The following is a 26,750-nucleotide window of genomic DNA, read 5'->3' as shown; positions in this document are numbered from 1 at the left end:
CCATGCCATTCCCTCCACTGTTCCGATGGGCGTCGAGGATCGCCGGCGGCGCGGTCGCGACCGCTCGGGCGTGCCTGCCGGCCGGCGTCGACCGTCGCGTCCGTGTCGTCCGCGACTGCGCCTACATCGAGATCCACGGCATTCACCGACCCGGCACCGAAGACGCGGCACGCGAACTCGTGAAGCGCCTGACCGAGTCGTACGGTGTGCGCACCGCCGAGGTGAACGCCGCGCTGAGTTGGGCGGTCGTCACGTTCGATCATGACAAGGTCAAGGTCGACGACCTCGTGCTGATGATCCGCGAGGTCGAGGAGGCACACGCGATGCGTGCCGTCCCGCACGCGGCACGCGGGCAGTTTCCCGGCCCGGCCGGTGGGATGGCGTCGGAGGCGATAGCGCTCGGCGTCGATCTGCTCGGCCTGCCCTACGCGTTCGCGGGCCGACTGCTTCCGCTCCCCAAGGCGCCCACGGCCTTGTCCGCGCTCGTCGCCGTCGCCGACTACTCACCCCGCGTTCGCGGCTGTGTGGAAGGCGCGGTGGGCCGGCCGGCGGCCGACGCGCTGTTCGCGCTCACCGGGTCGGTGGCCAATGCCATGGCCCAGGTCCCCCTGCTCTTGGTCAACGACGCCTGGCATCGCGGTTCCATGATCATGGAAGGGCTGGCCCGGCAACGCAGTTGGGAGCAGTGGCACCGAGCGCTGGCCGACCGCGAGGGTGCATACGACACCCCACCGCTCGACCGCGCACCGCGTCCGGTCCCGCTCCCGGCCGGAGCGACCGACCGGGTCGCCGACGTCGTGACCTCGCTCGGCACGGCCGGTGCGGGCGCGACACTCCTCGGCAACCGGCAGCGCGCGCTGGGCGTTCTGGTCTCCAGCGCGCCGCGTGCGGCGCGTATGGGCAGGGAGGCGTTCGCCGGCCAACTCGGTCGCGGCATCGCACGGCGTCGTGTCCTCACGGTCGACCCGGATGCGCTGCGGCGGCTGGACCGCGTCGACATGGTGGTGCTCGACGCGGCGATCCTGCGGACCGGCGAGCAGATCATCGACGAGATCGTGCCGGTCGACTCGAGCGTCGCACTGGACGAGCTGCATGCGCGTGCGCACGAACTGGTCCACCCGGCGGCCCCGGACATCCGTCGGGAGCGCGACGGGTGGTCGGTCGTGCCCGTCGCCGACGACCCGCTCGGCGCGGACGCCCGGGTGCGCGAATGGACGACACGGGGCGCTCTCGCGCTGGCACTTCGGCGCGGCGTCGAGGTCGTGGGGCTGGTCAGCGTGGTCACCGAGCTCGATCCGTTGGCCGAGGCGCTGGTGTCGGCGGCGCGGGCCGCCGGCGCCGTGGTCGTCGCCGGCGCGGACGGCGCGCTGGAGAAGCGGCTCGACGCCGACAGGTGGATGCCCGGCGACGTGGAGCTGGTGTCCTCCGTGCGGGCACTTCAGGCCGACGGCCACGTCGTGGCGGTCGTCTCGGCCCATCGCCCCGACGGTCTGGCCGCCGCCGACGTGGGCATCGGGATCGCCCACGCCGACACGCCGCCGCCCTGGGGCTCCTCGTTGCTCTGCGGACCCGGCCTCGGCGAGGCATGCCTGTTGCTCCAGTCCGTGCCCTTCGCGCGAAAGGCGAGCCGGCGCAGCGCCCAGATGGCCATCGCGGGCGCGACCGCCGGCAGTCTGCTCTCGATGCTGGGACCGGCGCAGAGCGCACCCGGCCGTGCCCAGGTTCCGGTCCAGGTCGCGGCGCTGCTGGCGCTGGCCGCCGGCACATGGTGGGGCACCCGGCCGATGCGCATGCCCGCGCCGGTGCCGGTGACCCGCACCCCGTGGCACGCCATGCCGGCGAACATCGTGCTCGACCGGCTCGGGACGTCACCCGACGGGCTGGACGCCGAGGAGGCCGCACGGCGTCGACAGGGCCGGCCGGACCAGGAGGCGGTGCAGCGGGCCGGAGGCGTCGCCGAGACCTTCCTGGAGGAGTTGGACAACCCGGTGACGCCGGTGCTCGCCGGCAGCGCGGGACTGTCCTGGAGCGTCGGGTCGATGATCGACACCATCCTGATCGTGGGAGTGCTGGGACTGAACGCGCTCGTGGGCGGCACCCAGCGACTGGGAGCCGACCGCGCGCTGCACCGCCTGACCGAGGCCGTGGCGATGCAGACCCGGCTGCGGCGGGGTGAACAGCGGCTCGAGCAGTCGGCGGACCAGCTCGTGCTGGGCGACGTGGTCGAGCTCGACGCGGGTGACGCCGTGCCCGCCGACTGCCGACTGCTGGTCGCACAGGACCTGGAGGTCGACGAGTCGAGCCTGACCGGCGAGTCCCAGGTGGTCAGCAAGACCGTCGGCGTCGCACCGGCCCGGGTGATCGCGGACCGGCACTGCATGCTCTATCAGGGCACTGTGGTCGCGGCCGGCTCGGCGGTCGCGGTCGTCACCGCCGTCGGCACGGACACCGAGATCGGCCGGACCACCCTGATGGGCGGCGGGCCACGGTCCGGTGGCGTGCACACCAGGCTGAACTCGCTGGTGCGACTGGCACTGCCGATCTCCGTCGGCGCCGGCGTGACGCTGTTGGGCATCGACGCGCTGCGTGGCCGCCCCATCGCCCAGGCGCTGGGACGGGCCGTGAGTCTGGCGGTGGCGGCAGTGCCGGAGGGGCTGCCCTTCGTGGCCACCGTCGCGCAACTCGCCGCCGCCCGTCGGCTCTCGCGCCACGGCGCCCTGGTGCGCAATCCGTCCACAATGGAGGCCCTCGGCCGGGTGGACGTGCTGTGCTTCGACAAGACCGGGACGCTCACCGAGGGACGGATCCGGCTGCACCGCGTCAGCGACGGGTTCGCCGACCGTCCGGCGGACGACCTCACGCCGGCGCTGCGCCGCGTGGTCGGCGCCGCCCTGCGCGCCAGTCCCGTGCCCGACGAGAACCGGCCGCTCGCGCATCCCACCGATCGCGCGGTCGTCGACGGCGCGATCGGCGCCGGGGTGGGCACGACCGAAGGAGCCGCCGGCTGGGAACTGGTCGACTCGATGCCGTTCGAGCCGGCGCGGGGATTCCACGCCGTCCTGGGGCACGGCGAGCGGGGACTGCTCGTCAGCGTCAAGGGCGCGCCGGAGATCGTGTTCGCACGGTGCAGCCACTGGCGCCGTCCCAAGGACGGCGACGGGATGCGGCCGTTCGACGACGAGGCCCATCGGCGGTTCAGCCAGGAGGTGACGCGGTTGGCGAGCCGCGGGTACCGGGTGCTCGCCGTTGCCGAGCACGCCGCGTCGGACGGCGACGGTTTCGACGACGACCGGGTGCGCGGCCTGTGCCTGACCGGCCTGCTCGCCCTGGCGGATCCGGTCCGGCCGACCGCCCTGCGCGCGGTCGAGCAGCTGCGGCAGGCGGGCGTGCGGGTGGTCATGGTCACCGGCGACCATCCCGACACCGCGGAGGCCATCGGGACGGAACTCAACGTGGTCAACGGCGATCGGATCATGACGGGCTCGGAACTGGACGCCGTCGACGACGCCGAACTCGCCCGTCAGCTGCCGAACATCACCGTGTTCGCCCGGGTGAGCCCGGCTCAGAAGGCCCGCATCGTCCGGGTGCTGCGCACCGCGGGTCGGGTCGTCGCCGTCACGGGTGACGGGGCGAACGACGCGCCGGCCATCCGGTTGGCCGATGTCGGCATGGCACTGGGCCGGCACGCCACGCCGGCGGCGAGGCACGCCGCGGACGTCGTGATCACCGACGACCGGATCGAGACGATCACGGCCGCCATCGTCGAGGGCCGCGCGATGTGGGCGTCGGTGCGCGACGCGGTGGCCATTCCGCTCGGGGGCAACCTCAGCGAGATCGCCTTCACCGTCGGCACCGGCCTGCTCAGCGCGGCGGAGACGCTCAACGCGCGCCAGCTGCTGTTGATCAACGTGTTGACGGACGTGTTGCCCGCCATGGCGATCGCCCTGCGACCGCCGCCCGGCGCCACCGCCGAGGTGCTGCTCGCGGAGGGGCCGGACGCCTCGCTGGGGCCGTCGCTCACCCGCGACATCTACCGCCGCGCCACCATCACCACGGCGGCCACCAGCACCGCGTGGGTGCTGGGTCGATTCACCGGCACTCGCAACCAGGCCAACACCGCGGCGTTGGTCGCGCTGGTGGGAGCGCAGCTCGGACAGACGCTCGCGGCCGGCCGCCGGGACCGGCTCGTGCTCGTGGCCACCGTTCTGTCGTTCGCCGCGCTGGCGGCGATCGTGCAGACGCCGGGGGTCAGCCACTTCTTCGGCTCTCGTCCCCTATGGCCGCACGGGTGGACCATCGCCGTCGGCACGTCGGTGGCGGCCGCGCTGGTCAGTCTGGCGCTGCGGTCGCGGCGCACGGTGGACAGACGGGCGATCGAGGCCGCCGGATAACCGTCTCTTAACCTGCTGGCAAGCTGCGACTCCACGCCAGTACAGCGGGGCACCCTATTCTTCGGACGTTTGAGCCGACGAATCGGGCGTAGGAGAGGAAATCCGATGGCTGACTTACTTGCTGTTGTCGTCGCGAAGGCGGCGATGATTCTCCTCGAGATCATCGCCGTCCGCGTGGCGCAGGTGATCTTTGCGAGGGTTTTCTCGCCGAAGGTCGCGATGGCCGACTAGCTCCGTGCCTGCTGGCCATCTCACGCCAATGGCCACAATGTGCCGACTGTGCATTTCGAGCATGTCGTGGTTATGTCAGATGATCCAGCGGAAAGCGGAAACTTGGTGACGGTGCGCCATGCTGGGATGGGCTCTCGGGACAGCTGCGACCGTGCTCGTGCTCGGTGCGTCGTGCCTGGTGCTCGCCCTGGTGGCGCGGCTGCTGCCGCCAGGGCTGGCGAAGGAGGTCGCGCGCTTCGTGCCGTGTTGCGTGCAGGCCGTGTTCGCATTGCGGCGGGACCCGCGAGTGCCCCGCCGGGCCAGATACGTCCTGGCGTTCGCCGGCCTGTACACGCTCTCGGGGATCAACGTGATCCCGGACTTCGTTCCGGTGATCGGGTTGCTGGACAATGTCGTCGTTCTCGTCGTCGCCCTGCGCTATGCCAGCCGCCAGGTCGCGCGGGAGGTTCTCATCGCCGCGTGGTCCGGCAATCCCGCGGTGCTCGAGCGGCTCCTCGGTCGCCGTCGCCCTCCGCGCGATCCGGACGCCCCCCGCCGGCGGTGGCGTCGCATTCGTGATCGCTGAGCGGAATCACCAATGGTCATCTTCTGTTCACACTGAAACCCGGTGGCCGTGCCCACCGCGGCGAAGACCCCGGGTGCTGCTCGCCCGGGGTCTTCGCCGCGTTCTCCCGCACCATGCGGATCGTGCGCGGTTGTCGTCGCGGGCGGCGCAGCGCCGTCCAACTGGTCCGGGATGGTGCAGCCGATGCAGGTGCCGCCATGTTCGGACGGCCCCGGCGCGGTTGATCGACCTGTGCGACGTGGTCGCCGGTCGCATGCACGAGCCCGTCATCCGCCAGCTTGCGCGGCTGCGACCGTGGCGCGGGCCACCACCGGTTCGCCGCCCGGCCGGCGCGCCGCGCAGCAGGGGGTGCCGAAAACCCCATCCACCAAAGTCAAGCGCCATGTCACTGCCCATGTCGGGGAGCAACGTGCGCATCGTTCGAGCCTGGTCGGGCAACGGCCGACCGTGTGGCCGTTCGAGAGGTAGCCCTGCTGGTCAGGGTGCCATCCATCGTCCTGGTCGGTGCTACGGCGCTCGCGCTGCTGGACTCGGCGGATTGCGCGGTGACGGTTTACCTGGAGAGCGTGCGCTCTTTTCGGCGCACCATCGGCTGGGGCTGCAGCCGAATCTCCCCCGGAACCAACGAGAGAAATTGCTCGACGAGGAGAAGGACAGAAGGGTGGCAACCTCGGTCAGGGAGTGACGCCCGCTGCTCACCATCTGCTCGGCCAGTTCGGTTCGCACCGAGTTCAACACCGACGAAAACGTCTCGTTCTCGTCGGCGAGGTGCCGGTGGACGGTTCTACGGTCGACGCCGAGGCTACGGGCTATCTGCTCCACGGAGCATCGGCCGGTCGGCAGCAGAAGCTCGACGAGTTCCCGGACCCGATCCAGAGTTGTCGTTTCTTCTGGAAATCCAACGGAGTCGAGGAACTGTTGAGCATAGGCGCGCAACTGCGGGTCCGACGTCTTGTTCGGTGTTTCAAGGTCGTTTTCGTAGAAAACGACGCCGTTGAACTTCTGCTCGAACTTGAGTGCGGGGCCGAAAAACCTTCTATGGGCGCTCGGGTCCGCCGGCGCCGTGTGTGTGAAGCACACGGTGAGCGGCTGCCACTGGGTGCCGAGGAAGTCGCGCAGCAGCCGGTGGAGTGTGCCCATCGCGAGCTCCGTTGCTTGCCTGGTCCCCGTGGGTTCGCCGAATTCGAAACCAATGCGCACGGTTGCCAGGCCGTTCGTGACCGCCATGTGTATTCGCAGGGCCTCGTTGTACATGTTCTCGTGACGGATCAGCGTTCTGAGGGCGCCGCGGAGGTCTGGCTCCTCGCGGATGACCAGGCTCAGGGGGCCGAGGTTGGCCAATCGTCGACGTTCGGCCAGTTTCAGGCCGAAGTCCTCACACCCGGATGTCGCCGCTGATTGCTCGAGGAGCCGGGCGATCGCCACGGCGGGAATCCAGCGATCCGGAAGGCCCAGGCTGGAAGGGTCGAGACCGACGCCTCTCATCAGCCGTGCCGGGTCGATGCCGACCGACCGGCTGACCTCGACGTAGCTGTTCAACGCTGCGTAGCGGGCGAGGGCTTTCATGATCGTGTCCCGGATTGAATATTCCGCTGTCACCTCAGGATAAGTATCGCACGTCGATGCTGCCTACTGTCTGGTGCTGAAGGTGGCCGATGGCCGTCGGCCGATGAAGATCCGAGGAGAACGCCGTGGCAAACGCGGTTCGCTACTACGAAACCGGTGGCCCGGAGGTCATGCGCTGGGAAACCGTCGAGGTCGGCGATCCAGGTCCGGGCCAGGCCCGCGTCCGCCACGAGGCGGTCGGATTGAACTTCGCCGACACGTACTTCCGCTCCGGCCTCTACCCGGTGGAGTTGCCCGCGGGCATGGGCGTGGCAGCGGCCGGTGTGGTCGAGGCCGTGGGACCAGGGGTGGCACACGTGCGGGAGGGCGATCGCGTCACCTATACCGGCAGCCCACTCGGGGCCTACAGCACCGAGCGCGTGATGCCTGCCGCACCACTGATCGTGCTCCCCGACACGATCACGTTCGACACTGCCGCCGCGATGACCATGCGCGGGCTGACCGCGGCCTACCTGCTCCGCCGGATCCACCCGCTGAAGCCGGGAGACACCGTTCTGCTGCACGCGGCGGCAGGCGGTGTCGGCCTGATCGTCACGCAGTGGGCGAAACTCCTGGGCGTCACGGTGATCGGCACGGTGTCGACGGAGGAGAAGGCCGAGGTAGCGCGTGCCCACGGGTGCGACCACGTGGTGGTCTATCCGCGCGAGGATGTGGCCGGCCGGGTCCGGGAACTCACCGGCGGGGCCGGTGTGCCGGTCGTGTTCGACAGCATCGGTCGGGCAACCTTCTCGGCTTCCCTCGATTCGCTCGCCCGGCGCGGCCTGCTGGTGTGCTTCGGAACCGCGTCCGGGCTGGTTCCGCCGATCGACGCCATGCAACTCGCCGCCAAGGGATCGCTGTTCGTCACTCGCCCGGCGCTCGCCGACTACATCGCCGACCCCGCGGAGCGCTCCGAGTTGTCGGGAGAACTCTTCGGCCATGTCGAGTCGGGTCGCATCAAGGTCGGCGTCAACCAGCGCTACGCCCTGGCTGACGCCGTGCGGGCTCATCACGACCTGGAGGCGGGCCGCAGCGTCGGCTCGTCCGTCTTCTCGTTGTGACCACCACCAGAAAACGCGATCGAAGGATGCGCCGTGACCAACACCAGTGAGCTGACGGGCCCGGCTCCCGCCGGGCCGTCGGCGATCAAATTCGAACCGCTCACGCGTTCCATCGGCGCCGAACTGTTCGGCGTGAACCTCGGGGACGTGGTCCGGGAGGACGCGCTGTTCGTCGAACTGAAGGCGCTGCTACTCGAGTACAAGGTCCTGTTCCTGCGCGATCAGGACATCAGCCGCGCCGCGCACGTGGCCTTCGCCCGGCGGTTCGGCGAGCTCGAAGACCACCCGGTGGCTGGCAGCGACCCAGAACATCCGGGCCTGGTCCGGATCTACAAGGACCTCGACAGTCCAGCCGAGCACTACGAAAACGCCTTCCACTGCGACGCCACCTGGCGGGAGAAGCCACCGATGGGATGCGTGCTGCGCTGCGTGGAGACCCCTGAGGTCGGTGGCGACACCATCTGGGTGAACATGGCCGAGGCATACGCGAAGCTGCCCCACCACGCCAAGACGCAGATCGACGGACTGCGCGCCAGGCACAGCATCGAGGCCACCTTCGGCGCCGAGATGCCGATGGATGAACGACACCAGCTGAAGGAACGCTTCCCCGACGCGGAGCACCCGGTCGTGCGCACCCACCCGGAAACCGGGGAAAAGATACTCTTCGTCAACGGGTTCACCACGCACTTCGTCAACTTCCACACCCCGAAGAACATTCGCTACGGCATCGACTACGCCCCCGGCGGCAGCAACCTGCTCAACTACCTGATCGCCCAAGCCTCGGTGCCGGAATACCAGGTCCGCTGGCGGTGGGCCAAGAACAGCGTCGCGATCTGGGACAACCGGTCGACGCAGCACTACGCGGTCCAGGACTACTGGCCCGCGGTCCGCAAGATGGAGCGGGCCGGAATCATGGGCGACCGCCCGTTCTGACCGGCCGGCTGGCCGCTCCTCTCCGGCGATTGGAGAAATCATACATTTCCTCGACGACTCGTTGTTTCCCGAGAACCAGGAAAAGCTGGTCATCACGGCCGCTCCCTACGGGCCGGAATGGGAACCCGCCGACTTCCCGGAAGACCTGCCGCTCACCATGGACCAGCACGTCCAGCAGGCCGTCGACTGCCACAACGCCGGCGCCACCGTGCTGCACATCCACGTCCGGGAGGTCGACGGCAAGGGCTCCAAGCGACTGTCGAGGTTCAACGAGCTGATCGGCCGGCTGCGCCACGCCGTCCCCGAGATGATCCTTCAGGTCGGCGGCTCGATCTCGTTCGCACCGGAACACGACGGGGCAGACGCCCGGTGGCTCAGCGACGAGGCCCGCCACATGCTGGCCGCGCTGGATCCCGCACCGGACCAGGTGACCATCGCCATCAACACCAGCCAGATGAACATCACGGAGCTCATGACAGCCGACGACATCGCGGGCACGTCCTTCACACGACCGGCTGTGGCGGAGGCATACCGCGAGATGGTCGTCCCGGCCGGCCCGAGCTGGGTCGAGGAACACCTCAGGCGGCTGCAAGCCGCCGGCATCCAGCCTCACTTCCAGCTGGCCACCATCGCGCAACTGGAAACCGTCGAGCGGCTGATCCGGCGAGGCGTCCACACCGGTCCACTCGTGCTGACCTGGGTCGGTATCGGAGGTGGATTCGACGGCCCCAGCCCGTACAACATGATGGAGTTCATCCGCCGCGTCCCTGACGGCGCGGTGCTCACGCTGGAAACCCTCATGCGCAGTGTCCTGCCGGTCAACGCCATGGCGATCGCAATGGGTCTGCACGCCCGCTGCGGCAACGAGGACACGTTGTGGGGCAAGAAGGGCCGGAAGGTCACTTCGGTCCAGCAGGTCGAGCAGTTGGTGCGCATCGCCGGCGAACTCGGCCGCGAGGTGGCCACGGGCAAGGAAGCCTTCGAGATCTACAAGATCGGCGAGCGGTACGCCGACGCCGACGAAACCCTGGCCAAGGCCGGGTTCGCACCGAACCGTCGACCGGGGCAGGTCGGCTTCACGCACCACGCCTGATGCCACTGTCCACTGGGGATGATCAGGGCGGCGGACGTTCAGGCCGACGACGTCCGAGTCCGTCTGGAAGTTGCCATGAAACGCCTTGACGCCCTCGCTACCGTCGCGTGACTTGTGACCGCGTTGCCACCCATTTCGGTTCGACCAGCCTCGGGTGAATGAGCACCATTAGCGCCTCCACCCGTTCGAACTCACCGGGCTGCGCGACCAGCTGCGCTTTGAGGCATCGGCGAATGACGCGATCGTGATGCCTTTCGAGCGACGTCAGATCTTCCCCGCGGACGGCGAGCCGGTCGTCGCGGTCGTGGCCGGCCGCCCTCTCCGAGCTGGCCAACGTGAACGTGGACCTGATCGTCGGGGCTCGAGGCTGGCCTGTGAGCGACGCGAAGCGGCACCGCTGGATCACTACCTGGGCGTGCAATCGCTGATGCGGGTGACGAAGCCGATGGTGCGGGGGCCGAGAACGTTTCGGCCTGCGCATCCTGATGGGCGGCGCCCGTTGGTCCCCGCGCCGCCGGCACTTGCGGGTCGGGACACCGTCAAGTACTTTCCATCCGGAAAGTACTATCGGGGAGGGAACATGAGCGATCAGGTCGATCCGGCCGACGCCGCACGCGCACTCAACGAGATCGACCGTCGGCGCGAGCAGGTGATCCGGCGGAAGGTCTTCCCCGGCTGGTGGTGGTGGGCCTACGCCGTCCTGATGACCGCGCTCGCGGCGGTCGTCGAGTCCGGGCGCGACGTGCTCCTCTGGGTCGGTCTTGCCCTGTTCGTGGTCGCCTCGGGCCTCATCGACGTGCCGGTGCGCCGCGCGGCCCGCGCCGCCTCGCCGCGCCGCGGCCTGGGCGCCCGCAGGACACTGACCGGGTTGGCGGCCTTTGTGGTGGGCCTGCTCGGCGTGGGGCTGGCGGCCGGGTTCGGCCTGAAGGCGGCCGGGGTGCCCCATCCAGGAACGATCGCCGCCGCGGTCACCGGGGTGTTGTTCGCGGTCGTCGGGCCGATGCTCGTTCGGTGGGAGGCGGACACGCTGGTGCGCCGGTCCAGGAGCCAGCGGTGACCACGCCCAGGTTCGACGAGCTGATCCACGCGCCCTCGCGGCTGTCGCTGGTCGCCTTCCTCGCCGCGACCGCATGGGCGGACTTCGCGGTCCTGCGCGACAGCGTCGGCCTGTCCGACTCCACCCTGTCCAAAGCGCTCACCACGCTGGAGGACGCCGGCTACGTCGAGATCCGCAAGGCTTTCGTCGGCAAGCGACCCCGCACCTCGGCCCGGCTGACCACCAGCGGCCGCACCGCCTTCGACCAGCATGTGTTGGCGCTCCAGGAGATCGTCGCCCGCGCCGGCGGGTCGGTGGTCCCACCCAGCCGGTCATCCGAGCAGTCGTAGCGCAGCCCGACGACCGGTCAGCCGCTGACGCGTTCAGCAATCACCCACCCCGACATACCCGCGGCCCAGCGGCCGGCGCCCGCGGCGTTGGTCAGGACGATCAGTGGTGGCAGTCGCGGACGCCGAGGGGGTGAGGACAAGTGTGGCGACAACAGTGACGGCCAACGTGAGGACGTGCCTGAGCGTGGTGAACGGGCCTCTCAGTCGCGCAGCAGCGGCAGCAGTTGCGTGCCCTGACGCTTGATCTCCGGCAGGTACGGAGTGTCGGACAGCACGAAGTGGGTGACGCCGAGTTCCTGGTACTTGCGCAGCGATTTGGCGACGTCCTCGGCTGAGCCGACCAGCCAGGTGGTGCCGGCGCCGCCCCCGCCGAACCTCCCTGGCGTGGTGAAGAGGTTGTCGTCGAGTACCGCGCCCCGCGCGGCCAGGTCGAACAGCCGCCGCTGCCCGGTGGCCACGAATCGGTTGGGGTCACGGGCAATGCTGCCGTTGGCCATCTCGGCGACCTTGGCCTCCGCCTCGGCCCAGGCCTGGTCGGTGGTGTCCCGCACGAAGGTGGTGACGCGCAGCCCGTACTCCAGCGGCGGATGCGAGCGGCCGACCTCGTCGCTCAACGCCTTCAGCCGCTGGATCCGCTCGGCGACGCCGTCGAGGGGCTCGCCCCAGAACAGCTGGACGTCGGCTTCGGCGGCGGCTACTTCCTCGGCCGCGGGCGATGCGCCGCCGAAGTACAGCCGAGGCGGCCGAAAGGTGCCGGGCCGCGGCGCGACAGTGGCGTCGGTGACGCCGAAGTGCGAGCCGTGGAAGGTGACGTTCTCCTCGGTCCAGAGTCTGCGCGCGATCTGCAGGAACTCCTTGGTGCGGGCGTAGCGGTCGGCCTGTACGCCCTCGGTGTCGCCGTATGCGGCCAGTTCGTCCTGCCCGGACACGATGTTCACCAGCACCCGGCCCTCGGTGAGGTGGCTCAGCGTCGCGGCGGCGGCGGCGAAGTTGGCCGGCCGCCAATAACCCGGCCGGATCGCGATGAGCGGCTTGAAGGTCTCCGTCCGGGCGGCCAGCGCGGTGGCGACGGTGAAGGTGTCGGGACGTCCCCAACTGGTGCCGATCAGGGCGCCGTCCCAGCCGTGCCGCTCGAGGGCCCGGGCGTGTTCGGTGAGGGTCGCCAGACTGTTGTGGTCGTCGGTGACGGTGTCGCCGCGGTGCCCGGGGTCGGCCTGGTTCGGGATGTACCAAAGGAGTTCGGAGCTCATGCGGGCATCCCCTCGGGAGCGGACATGTGGGTGAAGGCGGTCCATAGGCGGTGGTAGCGGCCGCCGGCCGCCAGCAGTTGCTCGTGCGTGCCCTGTTCGACCACCGCGCCGGCGTCGACCACGACGATCAGGTCCGCGACGGCGGCGGTGGTGAGGCGGTGGGCCACCACGATCGTGGTTCGGCGGCGGGCCAGCGCGTCCGTGGCGAGCCGCACGGTCTGCTCGGTCGCGAGATCCAGCGACGCGGTGGCCTCGTCGAGCAGCAGGATGTCCGGATCCACCAGCTCGGCGCGGGCCAACGCCAGCAGTTGCCGCTGACCGGCGGACAGGTTGCGGCCACGCTCGCCGATCGGGTGCAGGTAGCCCTGCGGCAGGGTGGCCACCATGCCGTGCGCGCCGACGGCCCGGGCGGCGGCTTCCACCTCCGCGTCAGTGGCATCGGGACGGCCGTAGGCGATGGCGTCCCGCACCGTGGCGCCGAACAGGTGCGGCTCCTGCGGGACGAGGCCGAGCCGTCGCCGGTAGCCGGCCAGATCGAGCTGCCGCAGGTCCTGACCGTCGACGACAACGGCGCCGCTGGTCGGGTCGTAGAACCGGGCCAGCAGTTTCACGACCGTCGACTTGCCGGCGCCGGTCTCCCCGACGAGGGCGACGGTGCTGCCCGCAGGGATGCGCAATGTGATGCCGCGCAGCGCCTCCTTCCCCTGCCCGTAGGCGAAGTGCACGTCGTCGAACACGACCTCCCCGCGGAGTTCCCGCACCGGTGAGGGATCGGTGGCCGCCGGTGTCGTGGTCGGGGTGCGCATCAGGCCGCGTAGCCGGCTCATGCCGACCACGGCCTGCTGGTAGCCGTCGAAAACCTGGGAAAGCTGCTGCACCGGCGAGAAGAACAGGTCGACGTAGAGCACGAAGGCGATCAGCGTGCCGGCGGTGACCGCGCCGGCCCGCACCTGGTCCGAGCCGATCACGAGCACCAGGCCGGTCGACACGGCCGAGAGGAACTCCACGAACGGGAAGTAGGTGGCCATGTACCGCTGGGCGCGCAGCCGCGAGTCGCGGAACGCCCGGGCACGGCGGGCGAATTCGGCGGCGTTGTGCCGTTCCCGTCGAAACGCCTGGGTGACGCGGATACCGGCGACGTGCTCCTGGAGATAGGCGTTCACCGCGCTGACCCGCTCCCGGGCCTCGGTGTATGCCGGCACCGATCGGGCCCGGAACACCACCGTCGCCACCACCAGTACCGGCAGCACGCAGACCAGCACCAACGCCAGGCCGCCGTCGATCGCCACCAGCGCGACCAGAACGCCGAGGATGGTCAACACGCTGACGACGGCCGTGGCCAGGCCGGTCTGGAGGAAGTTCGACAGCGCGTCCACGTCGGTGGTCATCCGGGTCATGATCCGGCCGCCGAGCTCGCGCTCGTAGTAGTCCAACCCGAGCCGTTGCAGCTGTGCGAACGTCTTGACGCGCAGCGTGTACAGCAGCCGTTCCCCGGTTCGGCCGGTGACCCGCACCTGCGCCACGCTCACCGCCCAGTCCAGCACCACCACGACACCCGCCACCGCCGAAGCGATCCACAGCGCGGTCACGGCACCCTGCGCCACGCCCTGGTCGACGCCCGTCCGCACCAGCACCGGCACGGCGATCTGCGCGGCCGCGTCCAGCACGACCAGCAGCAGGCCCGCCAGCAACGGCGTCAGGAACGGACGTAACAGGCGGCCGAGACTGAACGAGAGGTCGGCGGCTCGGGCCAGCTCCGGCGGCACTCCCGGGTCGTAGTCCCGCGCCGGTGGCTCGGGCAGCCGGGCCAGTAGCTCCTCCCCGGCCGGCGCCGACATCAGCAGGCCGCCGCCCGCCGACGCCAAGCGGCCAGGACCGCCGTGCCCGGCGGCCGCGGTGGCGAACATGGTCGCCACGCGGGATTCCACGCCACCGGGCCGCGCCTCGACCACTGCCGGCCACAATTCTGGGGTGCGCCCGTCGGGGCGCGGCGGTTCGGTGGCCGCTTGCTCGTCGACATCGGGCATGTCGTCGCCGGACAGCAACGCCCGGAACAGCTCGCAGCGGGCGTCCAGTTCCTCGATGGTGCCGACGTCCACTATCCGGCCGTCGTCGAGTACGGCAACGCGGTCGGCCAGTGCGAGCGTCGACCGCCGGTGCGCGATCACCAATGTGGTCCGGGCGCCGGTCACGCCGGCGAGCCCTTCCTGGATCAGCGCCTCGACCTGGGTGTCGACCGCCGACGTGGCGTCGTCGAGCACCAGCACCCGCGGGTCCAGCAACAACGCGCGGGCGAGCGCTATCCGCTGTCGCTGGCCACCGGACAGGGTCAGGCCCTGCTCCCCCACCACCGTGTCGTATCCGTCCGGCAGCTCCGCCACGAATCCCGCCGCCTGGGCGATCGCCGCGGCTGCCAGCACCGCCTGCTCGGGCGCGTCCGTTCTGCCGTAACAGATGTTGGACCGGACGGTGTCGGAGAGCAGGAAACTGTCCTCGAACACGAAGCCCAGCCGGGATCGCAGCGACGCGACGGAGAGCTGCCGCACGTCCACGCCTCCGACGCGGACCGAACCGGACCGCACGTCGTACAGCCGAGGCAGCAGCTGGGCCAGGGTGGACTTGCCGGAGCCGGCGGCGCCGACGACGGCCACGGTCTCGCCGGGTTCGACGCGCAGCGACAGGCCGCGCAACACCGGTTCCCCGTCGCCGTAACCGAAGACGACGTCGTCGAACTCGACGGTCAGCGGGTGGTCCGGCAGCTCCACGGCGTCCGGCGGGTCGGCGACGCCCGGTTCGGTGTCGATGATCTCCAGCACGCGGGTGACGCTGGCCCGGGCCTGCTGGCTGACGGTCAGCAGGGTGGCGAGCTGGCGGACCGGGCTGACGAAGCCGGCGAGGTAGCTGGAGAAGGCGAGGAACGTGCCGAGGGAGATGTGCCCGTGCAGCGCCAGCCAGCCGCCCAGGGCCAACACGAGGACCTGGCCCAGCGCCGGGACGGACTGGAGTGCGGGGCTGTAGCGACTGGTCAGCCGGGCGACCCGGAGCCGGGACGCGAACAGCCGGCGGGCACGTCCCTCCAGTTCGGACAGTTCCCGGCTCTCCTGCCCGAAGCCCTTGACCACGCGCACGCCGGTCACCGCCGCCTCGACCCCGCCGGCGACCTCGGCGGCCTCCTGTTGGGCGTGCCAATTCGCCGGGAAGAGGTCCCGCCGGCTGCGGTAGGCGATCAGCCACAGCGCCGGACCGACCGCCAGCGCGATGACCGTCAGCAGCGGCGACAACACGGCCATGACGACCAGCGACACCACGAACATCAGCAGGTTGCCGACCACGTTGGGCAGCATCTGCAACAACGTCTGGATCAGCGTGATGTCCGAAATGGACCGACTGACCACCTGGCCGGTGCGCAGGTCGTCCTGCTGGGCTCCGTCGAGGCGCAGCAGCGAGTCGAACACGTCGGCGCGCATGTCGTACTGCACGCCGAGGGAAAGGTGTCCGGACCGGTAACGGCGGAGGTAGGCGCAGCCGAACCGCACGCCCGCCACGGCCACCAGCACGACCGTCAGCGGCAGCACCACGCCGGGACGGCCGGCGGCGACGTCGTCGACGATCTGCCGGATGATCAGCGGCAGCACCACCGTGGCCGTCGCGGCCACCAGCGCGGCGCCGTACGACAGGATCAGGTCACGGCGGTGCCGCAGACAGTATCCGAGCAGCCTGCTGGTCACTGCGCCGTCACCAGGGCGTACTGGCTGGCCGGGCGGGCGAGGCCGTAGTGCTCGCGCAAGGTGCTCCCCTCGTACTCGGTGCGGAACAGACCCCGGGCCCGCAGGACCGGCAGCACCCGCTCCACAAAGGACTCCAGGCCGGACGGCAGCACGGCGGGCATGATGTTGAAGCCGTCGGCCGCGCCTTGCTCGAACCACTGCTGGATGGTGTCGGCGACCTGGACCGGCGTGCCGGCGAACGTGCGGTGTCCGCGTCCGCCGCCGAGCCGGCCGATCAGCTGCCGCACGGTCAGCCGCTCACGCCGGGCCAGCTCGACGATCAGCGTGTAGCGGCTCTTCATGCCCTCGATGTCGTCCTCGGACGGCAGGTCGGCCGGCAGCTGATCGTCGAGCGCGAGCCGCTCCGCCGGCACGCCCAGCTGCTTCGACAGCTGCTCGACGGCGTACTTCGGCACGATCAGCCGGTCCAGCTCGGCTTCCAGTTCTCGGGCCTGCGCCTCGGTCTCCCCCAGCACCGGCACGATGCCGGGCAGGATCTTCACGGTGTCCGGGTCGCGGCCGGCCTCGGCCGCCCGGCGCTTGACATCCGCGTAGAACACCTGCCCCTCGGCCAGGGTCGGCTGCGCGGTGAACACCGCCTCCGCGTAGCGTGCGGCGAAGTCCCGGCCATCCTCGGACGATCCGGCCTGCACCAGCAGCGGATAGCCCTGCGGCGAGCGCGGCACGTTCAACGGGCCACGCACCCTGAAGTACGTGCCCTCGTGGTTGATCACATGCACCCGGTCGGCCTCGGCATGCACGCCGCGGTCCTTGTCGGCCACGACCGCGTCGTCGTCCCAGCTGTCCCACAGCTTCTTGGAGACCTCGACGAATTCCGCCGCCCGCTCGTACCGGTCCGCGTGGGCCGGCTGCGCGTCGAGTCCGAAGTTGCGGGCGGCGTCGTCGCCGGCGGTGGTGACGATGTTCCAGCCGGCCCGCCCGCCGCTGACGTGGTCCAGCGACGCGAACCGCCGCGCCAGGTTGAACGGGTCGTTGTAGCTGGTCGACGCGGTCGCGATCAGGCCGATCCGGCTTGTCGCCCTGGCCAGCGCGGTGAGCAGCACCGTCGGCTCCAGCGAGCCGCTGGGCCGCCGCCCGGGGTCGCCCCACAGCACGGGACTGTCGGCCAGGAACAGGGAGTCGAACTTGGCCGACTCGGCGATCCGGGCCAGCCGCTCGACGTAGTCGATGTCCAGGTGCGCCAGCGGATGCGCGTCGGGCAGCCGCCAGGACGCCTCGTGGTGCCCGGTGTCGTGGATGAACAGGTTGAAGTGCAGTCGGCGCGTCATGCGGACACTCCCGGCCGGGCGAACTGGCCGGCCGGCCGGGGCAGGCCGTAGTGGTCGCGCAGTGTGGCGCCGGTGTACTCGGTGCGGAACAGCCCGCGCTCCTGGAGGATCGGCACCACCTTGTCCACAAAGGACTCCAGGCCGGACGGCAGCACGGCCGGCATGATGTTGAAGCCGTCCGCGGCCCCGTGGTCGAACCAGTGCTGGATGGTGTCGGCGACCTGCACGGGCGTGCCGGCGAACGTGCGGTGTCCGCGTCCGCCGCCGAGCCGGCCGATCAACTGCCGCACGGTCAGCCGCTCACGCCGGGCCAGCTCGACGATCAGCGTGAACCGGCTCTTGGCGCCTTCGATCTCGTCCTCGGTCGGCAGGTTCCCGGGGAGCTCCCGGTCGAGGTCCAGCTCGTCGGGCGACAGCTTGAACCGGTTGGCCAGCTGCACCTTGGCGTACTCCGCGACGATCAGCCGCTCCAGTTCGGCGTCCAGCTCGCGGGCCTCGGCCTCGGTGTCGCCGATGACCGGCACGATGCCGGGCAGGATCAGGACCTGCTCGGGGTCGCGCCCGAACCGCGCGGCCCGGTCCTTCAGGTCGGCGTAGAAACCCTTGCCCTCGTCCAGGGTCTGCTGCGCGGTGAACACCGCCTCCGCGTGGCGTGCGGCGAAGTCCCGGCCGTCCTCGGACGATCCGGCCTGCACCAGCAGCGGGTGGCCCTGGGGCGGGCGTGGCACGTTCAACGGTCCGCGCACCTTGAAGTGCGGCCCCTCATGGTTGATCACGTGCACGCGGTCGGCCTCGGCGTGCACGCCGCGTTCCTTGTCGGCCACGATCGCGTCGTCGTCCCAGCTGTCCCACAGCTTCTTCGAGACCTCGACGAACTCGGCGGCCCGCTCGTAGCGGTGCCGGTGCGCCGGCAGGTCGTCCAGGCCGAAGTTCTGCGCCGCCTCCACACCCGCGGTCGTGACGATGTTCCACCCGGCCCGACCGCCGCTGACGTGGTCGAGCGACGCGAACCGCCGGGCCAGGTTGTAGGGCTCGTTGTAGGTCGTCGAGGCGGTCGCGATCAGTCCGATGTGGTCGGTGGCCCCGGCCAGCGCGGTGAGCAGCACGGTCGGCTCCAGCCGGCCGCTGGGCCGCCGGCCCGGATCGCCCATCTGGACCGGGCTGTCGGCCAGGAACACCGAGTCCAGCCGGCCACGCTCGGCGATGCGGGCGAGGTTCTTGTAGTGCTCGATGTCGAGGTTGGCGTGCGGGTCGCTCTCGGGCAGCCGCCAGGACGCCTCGTGGTGCCCCACGCTCATCAGGAACGCGTTGAGGTGCAGTTGCCGTGTGGTCATCGGGTGCTCCCGTCGGCGGTGGCCGTCGCGCCGAGCGCGCTCAGCAGGAGGTCGCGGAACTCGTGGAACGCGGGGTCGCGCAGGGACCGGGGCTGCGGGACGTCGACGGCGCGGTCCAGGACGATGCGGCCGGCGTCGAGCACCAGCACGCGGTCGGCCAGCTGGATGGCCTCGTCGACGTCGTGGGTCACCAGCAGCACCGCGGGCCGGTGCCGGCGGAGCAGGTCACGCAACAGGCCGTGCATCTTGGTCCTGGTCAGCGCGTCCAGCGCGCCGAACGGCTCGTCGGCCAGCAGCAGCTGCGGATCGCGGACCAGGCAGCGCGCCAGCGAGACCCGTTGCTGCTCACCACCCGACAGCTGGGTCGGCCACGCCCGTTCGCGGCCGGCCAGGCCGACCTCGGCCAGCGCGGCCCTGCCGACGTCACGGCCCTTGGCCAGCCCGAGGACGACGTTGTCCAGCACCCGCAGCCATGGCAGCAGCCGCGAGTCCTGGAAGGCGACCGACACCTTCGGCGGCACCGCGAGCGTGCCCTCCCCGGTCACGTCCCGGTCCAGGCCGGCCAGCGCGCGCAGGAGCGTGGTCTTGCCGGAGCCGCTCTGGCCGAGCAGCGCGACGAACTCGCCGGCGGCGATCTCCAGGTTCAGCTCGTCCAGCACGACGTGCTCGCCGAAGCGGCGGACCAGGCCGGTCGCGCGCACCGCGCTCAGTTGGCCAACGTCCGTCGCCACGACAGCACCCGCCTCTCCACGAGTCGGACCAGGCTGTCGGACAGGTAGCCGAACAGGCCGTAGAGGACGAGACCGACCAGGATGACGTCGGACTGGCCGTAGTCCTGGGCGCTGTACATCATCTTGCCCAGGCCGTCGACGGCGTTGACCTCCTCGACCACGATCAGCGCCAGCCACGAGCCGGTGACCGCCAGCCGCAGGCCGAGGAAGAAGCCCGGCAGCGCGCCCGGCGCCACGACCTTGCGCAGGAACCCCCACCGGGACAGGCCGACCACCTCGGCCAGCTCGACGTAGCGGCTGTCGATCGAGGTGAGCGCGTTGTGGGTGGGCACGTAGATCGCCAGCGCCACCACGATCGCGATCAGCACCACCTTGAACGTCTCGCCGATGCCCAGCCAGAGGATCATCAGCGGGATCAGGCCCAGGGCCGGGATCGCCCGCTTGACCTGGATCGGCCCGTCGATGAGCGCCTCGCCGAGGCGGGTGAGGCCGGACAGCACCGCCAGCAGCGTGCCGACGGCGACGCCGATCACCAACCCCAGCACCGCCCGGTGCAGCGACGCGGCGGTGTTGGCCTCCAGCGTGCCGTCCCGGGCGAGGTCGATGCCGGTCTGCAACACCGTCCAGGGCGCGGACAGCTTGCGCGGATCGAGCAGCCCGACGGCGGAGGCCAGCGCCCAGATCCCGACGACGGTGGCGACGCCTACGAGGCGTCCGAACGGAATCGGCTTGCCGGGCCGGAGCCGTCTGCGGGGGGCCGCCACCAGCGGCTCCGGCGGCGCGAGGGTCACCGCCTCGGACACGACCGTCGTCATGACTGTCCTCCCCGGTACTGCGCGGGCACCGCGTTCGCTGCGACGCTCTCGAAGCGCCGGTCGAACAGGTCCGCGGCGTTGAAGGACTTTCCGAAGTAGCCGAAGCCGGTGACCACGTCGATGGTCTGCTGCTCCCACTTGACGGCGTCCGCCCAGTTGGTCGGGAAGGCGGGCTTCTCGCTCGCGGCCACGATCCGCTTGCCGTCGGCCGTGCTCACCTTCTGGTCCTTGACGTAGTAGGCGGCGATCCAGGCGTCCTGGTTCTCCCACGCCCACACCTGGCTGCGGGCCCAGAACGGGATGAAGGCCTTGACCGCGGCGGCCTTCGCCGGGTCGTTCAGCACGGCCGTCGGCGCCCAGAGAATGCTCAGCGCGTCGACGGCGTGCGTCTCGATCTTGCGTGCGCCGTCCTTGCCGTACTGGCCGAGGTACTTGGTGGTGGTCGGCTCCGCGAGCGGCGCGACGTCCACCTGGCCGGCCTGCAACGCGGTGAGGAACTGGGTGCTGGGCAGCTCGACGAGCGTGACGTCCTTCTTGGACAGTCCGAGCTCGGTGAGCGTCCGCAGGACCACCACGCCCTGGGCCTGGCCGGGCGACAGCGCGATCTTCTTGCCGCGCAGGTCCGACAGCTTGGTGATCGAGGTGTGCGGCGCGGTCGCCAGCTGGTACAGCGGCTTGCTGCGGGTCTCGACGGCGACGATCTTGGCGTCCAGGCCGGTGTTGTGCGCCTGGATCGGCGGGATGCCGGCGTTGTTGGCGATGTCGACGGCATTGGCCCGGAAGCCCTGGATCACGTCGGGCCCGGCGCTCAGCGTCGGCCAGTCCTTCACGGTGAACGGCAGCTTCGACACGTCGCCGGTGGTCTTGAGCTGGACCTCGGTGGTGTGCACCGCCACGGACAGCGCGGTGCCGGGCGGCACGGTGTCCGCGATGACGGCATCGGCGGCCAGTTTCGGGCTGTCGGACTCGCCGGACGCGCACGCGGACAGGCCTACGCACAACGCGATGGCGGCGAGGATTCGAGTTCTTCGTCGTACGGTCGGCCTCATTGTTCTTCCTTCGCTCCTCAGATCGAGTGATAGCTGCCGTCGTGATAGATCAGCGGGCGGTGGCCGTCGGCCAGCGACGCGGACACCACCCGGCCGATCACGATGCGGTGGTCACCCGCGGCCATGGTCTGCTCGACGGTGACCCGCAGCCAGCCCGCGGTGCCGGCGAGCACGGGTTCGCCGTCGGGCAGCCGGGTCCACTCGGTCGGCGCGGCGAACCGGTCGATGCCGCTGGTCGCGAACGTCCTGGCCACGTCTTCCTGGTGGGCGCCGAGGAAGTTGACGACGGCAGAGCTCGCGCGGCTCACATGCGGCCAGCTCGACGTGCCGACACCGATGCCGAAGGACACCAGCGGCGGCTCGAGCGACAGCGAGCTCAGCGAGGTGGCGGTGAAGCCGACCGGACCGTGGCCGGCATCCAGCGTGATCACGACGACACCGGCCGGGTGCCGGCGGAACACGTTCCTGAATTGCGTCGGTTCCAGTCCGGGAACGGTCGCGGTCATGACACACCCCTGTTCCACGATGGACACATCTGGTGTCGAAAACCCGTTGGGGACTGACGATTCGATCCTCGCCGCCCGGTTCCGGCCGGTCTACATAACGCAGCCGGGAATTAAGTCCGTTTCACATCGCGGGAGCGAAACGGCGCCGCACCGGGCCCAGCGGATCGGTGTAGAGCACGTCCAACAGCACGGCGCCGGCCGCGATGGCCAGCACGGCGCCGGGAAAGCTGGTCGGCAGCACGGTTTCCTCAGGACGCTCGCACGCCGTCGACCGGGCCCGCACCTCGGCCCGCAGCACGTCCAGGCAGCCCGGCAGGTTGCTGACGCCCTGTTCCACCACCACGAGCACCTCGGGATTGAGCACGTCGAACAACATCGCGGCGGCCCGCCCGACCAACTCCGCCCTCGTGCGGAACAACTTCAGCGCCGCCGTGTCACCATCACGGGCGGCAGCCAGCAACGCCGGGAACGACGGGCTGTCGATGATCCCCCGCCGCAACGCCCGACCCACCATCGCCCACTCCGACACCGACGCCTGCAAGCAGCCCCGGCGGCCGCAGGTGCACGGGTAGTCGCTGCCGGCAACAGGTAGGTGCGCGACGCCGCCCGCCGCCGACCGGCGTCCATAGTGGACTACTCCGTCGGTGGCGAAGGCCGTGTCCACCACGTTGCCGACGAACAGCACCACGCAGGCGCTGCCGCGGGCGTCGCCGAACAGCTGCTCGGCGTGCACCAGCGCGCGCGAGTGGCCGTCGATGCGCACCGGCAGCCCGGTGGCCTCGGACAGCAGGTTCGCGACCGGAACATGACGCCAGCCGAGCAGTTCGTGCTCGACGACCGTGCCCATGTCCGGGTCGACCCAGCCGCCGGACGCGAACCCCACCCCCAGCGGGGTCGCGCCATCGGCGTACGTGTCGAGCAACGACCGCACCGTGCCGCCGGCCCGCCTGAGCACGGCCTCCGGCCCCGCACCGCGATGCGGTTCCGTGTGCGTGGCGACGATTCGGCCGCGCAGATCCATCACGACCGAGGTCGCGTGCGGAACGGCGACGTGCACCCCGGCCACCACGTGTCGGTCGGTGTCGAGATCGAGCGGCACGTGCGGGCGGCCGAGTCCGTTCGGCCCGCTCACCTCCGGCAACTCACGCAGCAAGCCGGCGCGAACCAGGTCCGCGGTCTGCCGACTCAGCGACGCCGCCGATAGTCCGGTCATCCTCGCGACCGCGCTTCGCGAGACCGGCCCGTGCTCAAGGACGGCGCGTAACACCGTGCCGGCGGTCGATGTCGTGCGCTGCATGGCTTCTCCAGCGTGCCGGGGATCAGGGACCGGGGCGGCCGGCGCGACACATCGCCGCCGCATGGCGGCGGAGGTCGATGTGCCGGCGGGAGCAGAGCCCGGCCGCCTGGGAAGCCATGCGCCGATGGTGACAGAGACGGCGCCGGCGTGCCCAGCCCGTTCACATCATGAGAGCCGCCGCACCCCCCTTGCGCGGAACGGAAACCCGTCGCCTGCCCTGTTCGTCCCACGTGATGGACGTCCTGGTCGGCCGGCACCATCGCCCCTACAGTGCTGCTACCCGCCCAGGCGATGGTCCACAGCAGACAGTCCTCGGAGGCGAACCATGGGATCCCCGAACGATCGAAACCCCGTCACGAGGATCGGCGCCGACTGGGCCGCGGTGATCGTCGGCACGGTGCTCGTCCTGCTGGCCGCGACCGGCGTGCTGCCGGCGATCTCCTTCCTCGTCAAATGAGCACCGCCGAGACCACCGCCGGACGGGGGATCGCGGCCGTCCCGGCTGTGCGCTACCTGCCGGGCCTGCTGCTGCTCCTCGCGGTCGGCGTGCTCGGCACGTTCGCCCAGAACGGCCTGCGCAGCCTGGGCAAGGCGACCGGCACCGCCCTGCCTGACATCGAGTACGTGCTGTGGGCCATCGTCATCGGGCTGGTCATCCGCAACGTGGTCGGCCTACCGGCGCTGTTCCGGCCCGGCGTGGCCACCTACGAGTTCTGGCTCAAGACCGGCATCGTGCTGCTCGGGGCTCGCTTCGTGCTCGGCGACCTGGCCAAGCTCGGCGGCTTCAGCCTGGGCATCATCCTGATCGACATGGCCATCGCCACCACCGTGATCCTGCTGGTCGGCCGGGCGTTCGGGCTCAGCGGCAAGCTCTCCACGCTGCTGGCCATCGGCACCTCGATCTGCGGCGTGTCGGCGATCATCGCCGGCCGCGGCGCGATCGACGCCGACGACGAGGACTCCGGCTACGCCATCGCCGCCATCCTGGCGCTCGGCGCGGTGGCCTTGTTCAGCTTCCCGGCCATCGGCCACCTGCTCAACCTCTCCGACACCCAGTTCGGTCTGTGGGCCGGCCTCGCCGTCGACAACACCGCAGAGGCCACCGCCACCGGCGCCGCGTATTCGGCCCAGGCGCAGCAGATCGCCGTCGCCGTCAAGAACACCCGCAACGCCCTCATCGGGCTTGTCGTGCTCGGCTACGCCGCCTACTGGTCCACCCGCGGCGGCCGGACCGTCGCCGCCGGCCTCGGCGGGCGGGCCGCCTTCGTCTGGCGCACCTTCCCCAAGTTCGTGCTCGGCTTCATCGCGGTGTCCGCGCTGGCCACCGCCGGCCTGTTCACCAAGGCCGAGGTCACCAGCCTCGGCAACCTCTCCAAGTGGGCCTTCCTGCTCTGTTTCGCCGGCGTCGGCCTCAACTTCGACCTCCGCGAACTCGCTCGCAGCGGCCTGCGGCCCCTTGTCGTCGCCGCGCTCGGCCTGGTCGTGGTCGCCGCCTGCTCACTCGGCCTGGTGCTGCTGACGTCCGGCTGGCTGGCATGAGCACCGGCCTGCCGGTACTGGACATATCCCGGTTCCGGGGGCGAGCGGATGTCCGCGCCGCCTTTCTCGCCGATCTGCGCTACGCGGCTCACGACGTCGGCTTCTTCTACGTCGTCGGACACGGTGTGCCGGCTGCGGTCGCCGACGGTGTCTCGCGGGCCGCTCGGCGCTTCTTCGCCCTGCCTCTGGAGCAGCGCCTGGAAATCGAGAACGTCAACTCGGCCCAGTTCCGTGGCTACACCAGGGTCGGCAACGAGCACACCGGCGGCACACCCGACTGGCGAGAGCAGATCGACATCGGCCCGGAACGACCGGCGCGCACGGTGCGCGAGGGCGACCCGGCGTGGCTCCGGCTGATCGGCCCCAACCAGTGGCCGACCGCGCTGCCCGAACTCCGGGACACGGTGTTGGCCTGGCAGGCCGAAGCCCTGCGCGTGAGCCAGGAGGTGCTGCGGGCCCTGGCCGCGGCGCTGGGCCAGGACGAGCGCTACTTCGCCGCCTGGTTCGATGACGAGGCCGCCACCCATCTCAAGCTGATCCACTATCCCGGTCGGGCCACGTCCGACCAGGGCGTCGGCGCGCACAAGGACTACGGCTACCTGGCCCTGCTCCAGCAGGACGACATCGGCGGCCTCCAGGTGCGGGCCGGCGACCGCGGCTGGATCGACGTCACCCCGCGGCCCGGCAGCTTCGTGGTCAACATCGGCGAGATGCTGGAGATCGCCACGCTGGGCTACCTCCGCGCGACCAACCACCGTGTGGTCAGCCCGGCCAACGGTGTCGACCGGTACTCGGCCGCGTTCTTCCTCGCCCCACGACTGGACGCCGTCGTCGAACCGGTCACGCTGCCGCCCGGACTCGCCGCCCGGGCACGCGGCGTCACCGAAGACCCGGACAACCCACTGCTGGCGGCCTATGGCGAGAACGCCCTGCTCGGCTGGCTCCGCTCGCACCCACGGGTGGCCGAGCGCTGGTGGTCGGACGTGCTGACCGAACGCTGACCGGTGAACCCTCGACGGGGTTCACCGATACAGCGGTTCAGAGCGTCGGCGCGGGGTTGACCGTGGACTGCTGGATGCCCTGGCCGCCGTGTGGCAGCCCCGAGGTGCCCGGCTGGAGCGTGGTGCCGAGCAGCGGAACCAGGCGCGCCGAGAGAAGCTCGGTGTCCGACACACGTCTGTCGGACACCGATTCTTCCTGCCGCACAAGGACGACCGGCGCATCCTTCGAACCTCTCACGCACCCGTCATCGGCAACGCCCGCCGTCAACCGTCAACGCCGACCGTGCCCGTTCCACGCTGTGGACATCCGGGCCGGGAAATCTCACGCGACATACGGTTGAGCCATGCCGAATCCCGGCCTGCATCTGGCCATCGAGATCGACGGCGACGGCGCGCACCCGGCGGCGTGGCGGCGCGCCTCCCACGCACCCGATCGACTACTCACGCCGCACCACATCCGTTCGACCGCCACCATCGTGGAGAACTCCGGCTTCACACTGGCCACTGTGGACGATGACCTGCTGCCGCCCGGCGACCGACCGCAGCCGGTCGGCCGCATCGGGGCCGTGGAGCGGGCCGCGTTCATCGCCGCGTCGACCACGACCCTGGGCATCGTCCCGACCGTGTCGACCACCTATGCCGAGCCGTTCCACGTCTCGTCCCAGCTGGCGTCGATCGATCACGTCTCGGTCGGCCGGGCCGGCTGGCTCGTCGGCCTCAGCACGGCGCGTGAGGCGGCGCGGGCCTGGGGCCGGTCGCTCGTCGAGGACAGCGCCCGGGAGGCACGCGACTCGACGAGGGCCGTCCGTGATCTGTGGGACTCGTGGGAGGACGACGCGGTCATCCGCGACGTCGCCACCAGCCGCTACCTGGACCGCGACCGCCTGCACTACATCGACTTCGTCGG

The 26,750-nt window shown here is 70.5% G+C and carries 23 protein-coding genes; 12 read left to right on the top strand and 11 right to left on the bottom strand.

The window, feature by feature from the left end:
* The first annotated feature begins 2 nt into the window (after positions 1-2).
* From BCF44_RS35625 to BCF44_RS35620, 3 genes are all read left to right on the top strand, one after another.
* Complete coding sequence (locus BCF44_RS35625; protein ID WP_116178874.1) at positions 3-4,391, top strand: cation-translocating P-type ATPase; 4,389 nt, start codon at positions 3-5, stop codon at positions 4,389-4,391.
* Positions 4,392-4,496: 105 nt separating this feature from the next.
* Positions 4,497-4,622: a hypothetical protein gene (locus BCF44_RS58705; RefSeq protein ID WP_281283177.1), complete on the top strand. Its 126-nt coding sequence runs from the start codon at positions 4,497-4,499 to the stop codon at positions 4,620-4,622.
* A gap of 151 nt (positions 4,623-4,773) precedes the next feature.
* Positions 4,774-5,187 carry a YkvA family protein gene (locus BCF44_RS35620; RefSeq protein ID WP_246015956.1) on the top strand — a complete coding sequence of 138 codons (414 nt, stop codon included), beginning with the start codon at positions 4,774-4,776 and terminating at the stop codon, positions 5,185-5,187.
* Positions 5,188-5,694: 507 nt separating this feature from the next.
* Here the strand turns inward: BCF44_RS35620 and BCF44_RS35615 are convergent.
* The gene (locus BCF44_RS35615) at positions 5,695-6,753 is read right to left on the bottom strand and encodes an AraC family transcriptional regulator (protein ID WP_116179132.1); all 1,059 of its coding nucleotides are present in this window, start codon (positions 6,751-6,753) and stop codon (positions 5,695-5,697) included.
* A 125-nt stretch (positions 6,754-6,878) separates the two neighbouring features.
* Between BCF44_RS35615 and BCF44_RS35610 the strand changes: the two genes are divergently transcribed.
* From BCF44_RS35610 to BCF44_RS35585, 5 genes are all read left to right on the top strand, one after another.
* Positions 6,879-7,853, top strand: coding sequence for a quinone oxidoreductase family protein (locus BCF44_RS35610; RefSeq protein WP_116178872.1), 975 nt, complete (start codon positions 6,879-6,881; stop codon positions 7,851-7,853).
* Positions 7,854-7,886: 33 nt separating this feature from the next.
* Positions 7,887-8,786 carry a TauD/TfdA dioxygenase family protein gene (locus BCF44_RS35605; RefSeq protein WP_116178871.1) on the top strand — a complete coding sequence of 300 codons (900 nt, stop codon included), beginning with the start codon at positions 7,887-7,889 and terminating at the stop codon, positions 8,784-8,786.
* Positions 8,787-8,847: 61 nt separating this feature from the next.
* Positions 8,848-9,879, top strand: coding sequence for a beta-keto acid cleavage family enzyme (locus BCF44_RS35600; RefSeq protein ID WP_246015955.1), 1,032 nt, complete (start codon positions 8,848-8,850; stop codon positions 9,877-9,879).
* A gap of 580 nt (positions 9,880-10,459) precedes the next feature.
* Positions 10,460-10,936, top strand: coding sequence for a hypothetical protein (locus BCF44_RS35590; RefSeq protein ID WP_116178868.1), 477 nt, complete (start codon positions 10,460-10,462; stop codon positions 10,934-10,936).
* Complete coding sequence (locus tag BCF44_RS35585) at positions 10,933-11,265, top strand: winged helix-turn-helix domain-containing protein (protein WP_116178867.1); 333 nt, start codon at positions 10,933-10,935, stop codon at positions 11,263-11,265. The genes BCF44_RS35590 and BCF44_RS35585 overlap by 4 nt, the downstream gene beginning before the upstream one ends.
* Before the next feature lie 200 nt (positions 11,266-11,465).
* Here the strand turns inward: BCF44_RS35585 and BCF44_RS35580 are convergent, their stop codons facing one another.
* From BCF44_RS35580 to BCF44_RS35540, 9 genes are all read right to left on the bottom strand, one after another.
* A complete protein-coding gene (locus BCF44_RS35580) occupies positions 11,466-12,515 on the bottom strand; it encodes an LLM class flavin-dependent oxidoreductase (RefSeq protein WP_116178866.1) in 1,050 nt (349 codons plus the stop codon).
* Complete coding sequence (locus BCF44_RS35575; protein WP_116178865.1) at positions 12,512-16,243, bottom strand: ABC transporter ATP-binding protein; 3,732 nt, start codon at positions 16,241-16,243, stop codon at positions 12,512-12,514. The genes BCF44_RS35580 and BCF44_RS35575 overlap by 4 nt, the downstream gene beginning before the upstream one ends.
* Positions 16,240-17,571 carry an LLM class flavin-dependent oxidoreductase gene (locus tag BCF44_RS35570; protein ID WP_116178864.1) on the bottom strand — a complete coding sequence of 444 codons (1,332 nt, stop codon included), beginning with the start codon at positions 17,569-17,571 and terminating at the stop codon, positions 16,240-16,242. Before BCF44_RS35570 ends, BCF44_RS35575 begins: the two co-directional genes overlap by 4 nt.
* Entirely contained in the window at positions 17,568-18,905 is a 1,338-nt protein-coding gene (locus BCF44_RS35565; RefSeq protein ID WP_116178863.1) for an LLM class flavin-dependent oxidoreductase, read from the bottom strand. The genes BCF44_RS35570 and BCF44_RS35565 overlap by 4 nt, the downstream gene beginning before the upstream one ends.
* Entirely contained in the window at positions 18,902-19,636 is a 735-nt protein-coding gene (locus BCF44_RS35560) for an ABC transporter ATP-binding protein (protein ID WP_116178862.1), read from the bottom strand. Before BCF44_RS35560 ends, BCF44_RS35565 begins: the two co-directional genes overlap by 4 nt.
* Entirely contained in the window at positions 19,612-20,451 is an 840-nt protein-coding gene (locus BCF44_RS35555) for an ABC transporter permease (RefSeq protein WP_116178861.1), read from the bottom strand. Before BCF44_RS35555 ends, BCF44_RS35560 begins: the two co-directional genes overlap by 25 nt.
* Entirely contained in the window at positions 20,448-21,500 is a 1,053-nt protein-coding gene (locus BCF44_RS35550; protein ID WP_116178860.1) for an ABC transporter substrate-binding protein, read from the bottom strand. The genes BCF44_RS35555 and BCF44_RS35550 overlap by 4 nt, the downstream gene beginning before the upstream one ends.
* 17 nt (positions 21,501-21,517) lie before the next feature.
* A complete protein-coding gene (locus tag BCF44_RS35545; RefSeq protein WP_116178859.1) occupies positions 21,518-22,006 on the bottom strand; it encodes a flavin reductase family protein in 489 nt (162 codons plus the stop codon).
* 121 nt (positions 22,007-22,127) lie between these two features.
* The gene (locus tag BCF44_RS35540; RefSeq protein WP_211353364.1) at positions 22,128-23,303 is read right to left on the bottom strand and encodes an ROK family transcriptional regulator; all 1,176 of its coding nucleotides are present in this window, start codon (positions 23,301-23,303) and stop codon (positions 22,128-22,130) included.
* A gap of 325 nt (positions 23,304-23,628) precedes the next feature.
* Between BCF44_RS35540 and BCF44_RS58700 the strand changes: the two genes are divergently transcribed.
* Genes BCF44_RS58700 through BCF44_RS35530 form a run of 3 tightly spaced genes read left to right on the top strand, consistent with a single transcriptional unit; the run spans position 23,629 to position 25,843 of the window.
* The gene (locus BCF44_RS58700; RefSeq protein WP_281283176.1) at positions 23,629-23,760 is read left to right on the top strand and encodes a hypothetical protein; all 132 of its coding nucleotides are present in this window, start codon (positions 23,629-23,631) and stop codon (positions 23,758-23,760) included.
* Complete coding sequence (locus BCF44_RS35535) at positions 23,757-24,842, top strand: YeiH family protein (RefSeq protein ID WP_116178857.1); 1,086 nt, start codon at positions 23,757-23,759, stop codon at positions 24,840-24,842. Before BCF44_RS58700 ends, BCF44_RS35535 begins: the two co-directional genes overlap by 4 nt.
* Positions 24,839-25,843 (top strand): isopenicillin N synthase family dioxygenase, encoded by a 1,005-nt coding sequence (locus BCF44_RS35530; RefSeq protein WP_116178856.1) that lies wholly within the window; start codon positions 24,839-24,841, stop codon positions 25,841-25,843. Before BCF44_RS35535 ends, BCF44_RS35530 begins: the two co-directional genes overlap by 4 nt.
* 37 nt (positions 25,844-25,880) lie before the next feature.
* On the opposite strand, the gene BCF44_RS55910 is transcribed toward BCF44_RS35530, so the two are convergent.
* The gene (locus tag BCF44_RS55910; protein WP_170217922.1) at positions 25,881-26,030 is read right to left on the bottom strand and encodes a hypothetical protein; all 150 of its coding nucleotides are present in this window, start codon (positions 26,028-26,030) and stop codon (positions 25,881-25,883) included.
* Positions 26,031-26,187: 157 nt separating this feature from the next.
* Between BCF44_RS55910 and BCF44_RS35525 the strand changes: the two genes are divergently transcribed.
* Positions 26,188-26,750 (top strand): LLM class flavin-dependent oxidoreductase (locus BCF44_RS35525; protein WP_116178855.1); only part of this gene is annotated, 563 nt, incomplete at its 3' end.

Origin of the sequence: Kutzneria buriramensis (assembly GCF_003387475.1) — a bacterium.
Classification (GTDB): domain Bacteria; phylum Actinomycetota; class Actinomycetes; order Mycobacteriales; family Pseudonocardiaceae; genus Kutzneria; species Kutzneria buriramensis.
This window is presented reverse-complemented; position numbering and strand designations above follow the sequence as displayed.

Coding starts and splice junctions, on each gene's coding strand:
- BCF44_RS35555 (WP_116178861.1), bottom strand. CDS start 20,451: ATGACGACGGTCGTGTCCGAGGCGGTGACCCTCGCGCCGCCGGAGCCG.
- BCF44_RS58705 (WP_281283177.1), top strand. CDS start 4,497: ATGGCTGACTTACTTGCTGTTGTCGTCGCGAAGGCGGCGATGATTCTC.
- BCF44_RS35530 (WP_116178856.1), top strand. CDS start 24,839: ATGAGCACCGGCCTGCCGGTACTGGACATATCCCGGTTCCGGGGGCGA.
- BCF44_RS35580 (WP_116178866.1), bottom strand. CDS start 12,515: ATGAGCTCCGAACTCCTTTGGTACATCCCGAACCAGGCCGACCCCGGG.
- BCF44_RS35625 (WP_116178874.1), top strand. CDS start 3: ATGCCATTCCCTCCACTGTTCCGATGGGCGTCGAGGATCGCCGGCGGC.
- BCF44_RS35540 (WP_211353364.1), bottom strand. CDS start 23,303: ATGCAGCGCACGACATCGACCGCCGGCACGGTGTTACGCGCCGTCCTT.
- BCF44_RS35590 (WP_116178868.1), top strand. CDS start 10,460: ATGAGCGATCAGGTCGATCCGGCCGACGCCGCACGCGCACTCAACGAG.
- BCF44_RS35545 (WP_116178859.1), bottom strand. CDS start 22,006: ATGACCGCGACCGTTCCCGGACTGGAACCGACGCAATTCAGGAACGTG.
- BCF44_RS35550 (WP_116178860.1), bottom strand. CDS start 21,500: ATGAGGCCGACCGTACGACGAAGAACTCGAATCCTCGCCGCCATCGCG.
- BCF44_RS35615 (WP_116179132.1), bottom strand. CDS start 6,753: ATGAAAGCCCTCGCCCGCTACGCAGCGTTGAACAGCTACGTCGAGGTC.
- BCF44_RS35565 (WP_116178863.1), bottom strand. CDS start 18,905: ATGACCACACGGCAACTGCACCTCAACGCGTTCCTGATGAGCGTGGGG.
- BCF44_RS58700 (WP_281283176.1), top strand. CDS start 23,629: ATGGGATCCCCGAACGATCGAAACCCCGTCACGAGGATCGGCGCCGAC.
- BCF44_RS35570 (WP_116178864.1), bottom strand. CDS start 17,571: ATGACGCGCCGACTGCACTTCAACCTGTTCATCCACGACACCGGGCAC.
- BCF44_RS35535 (WP_116178857.1), top strand. CDS start 23,757: ATGAGCACCGCCGAGACCACCGCCGGACGGGGGATCGCGGCCGTCCCG.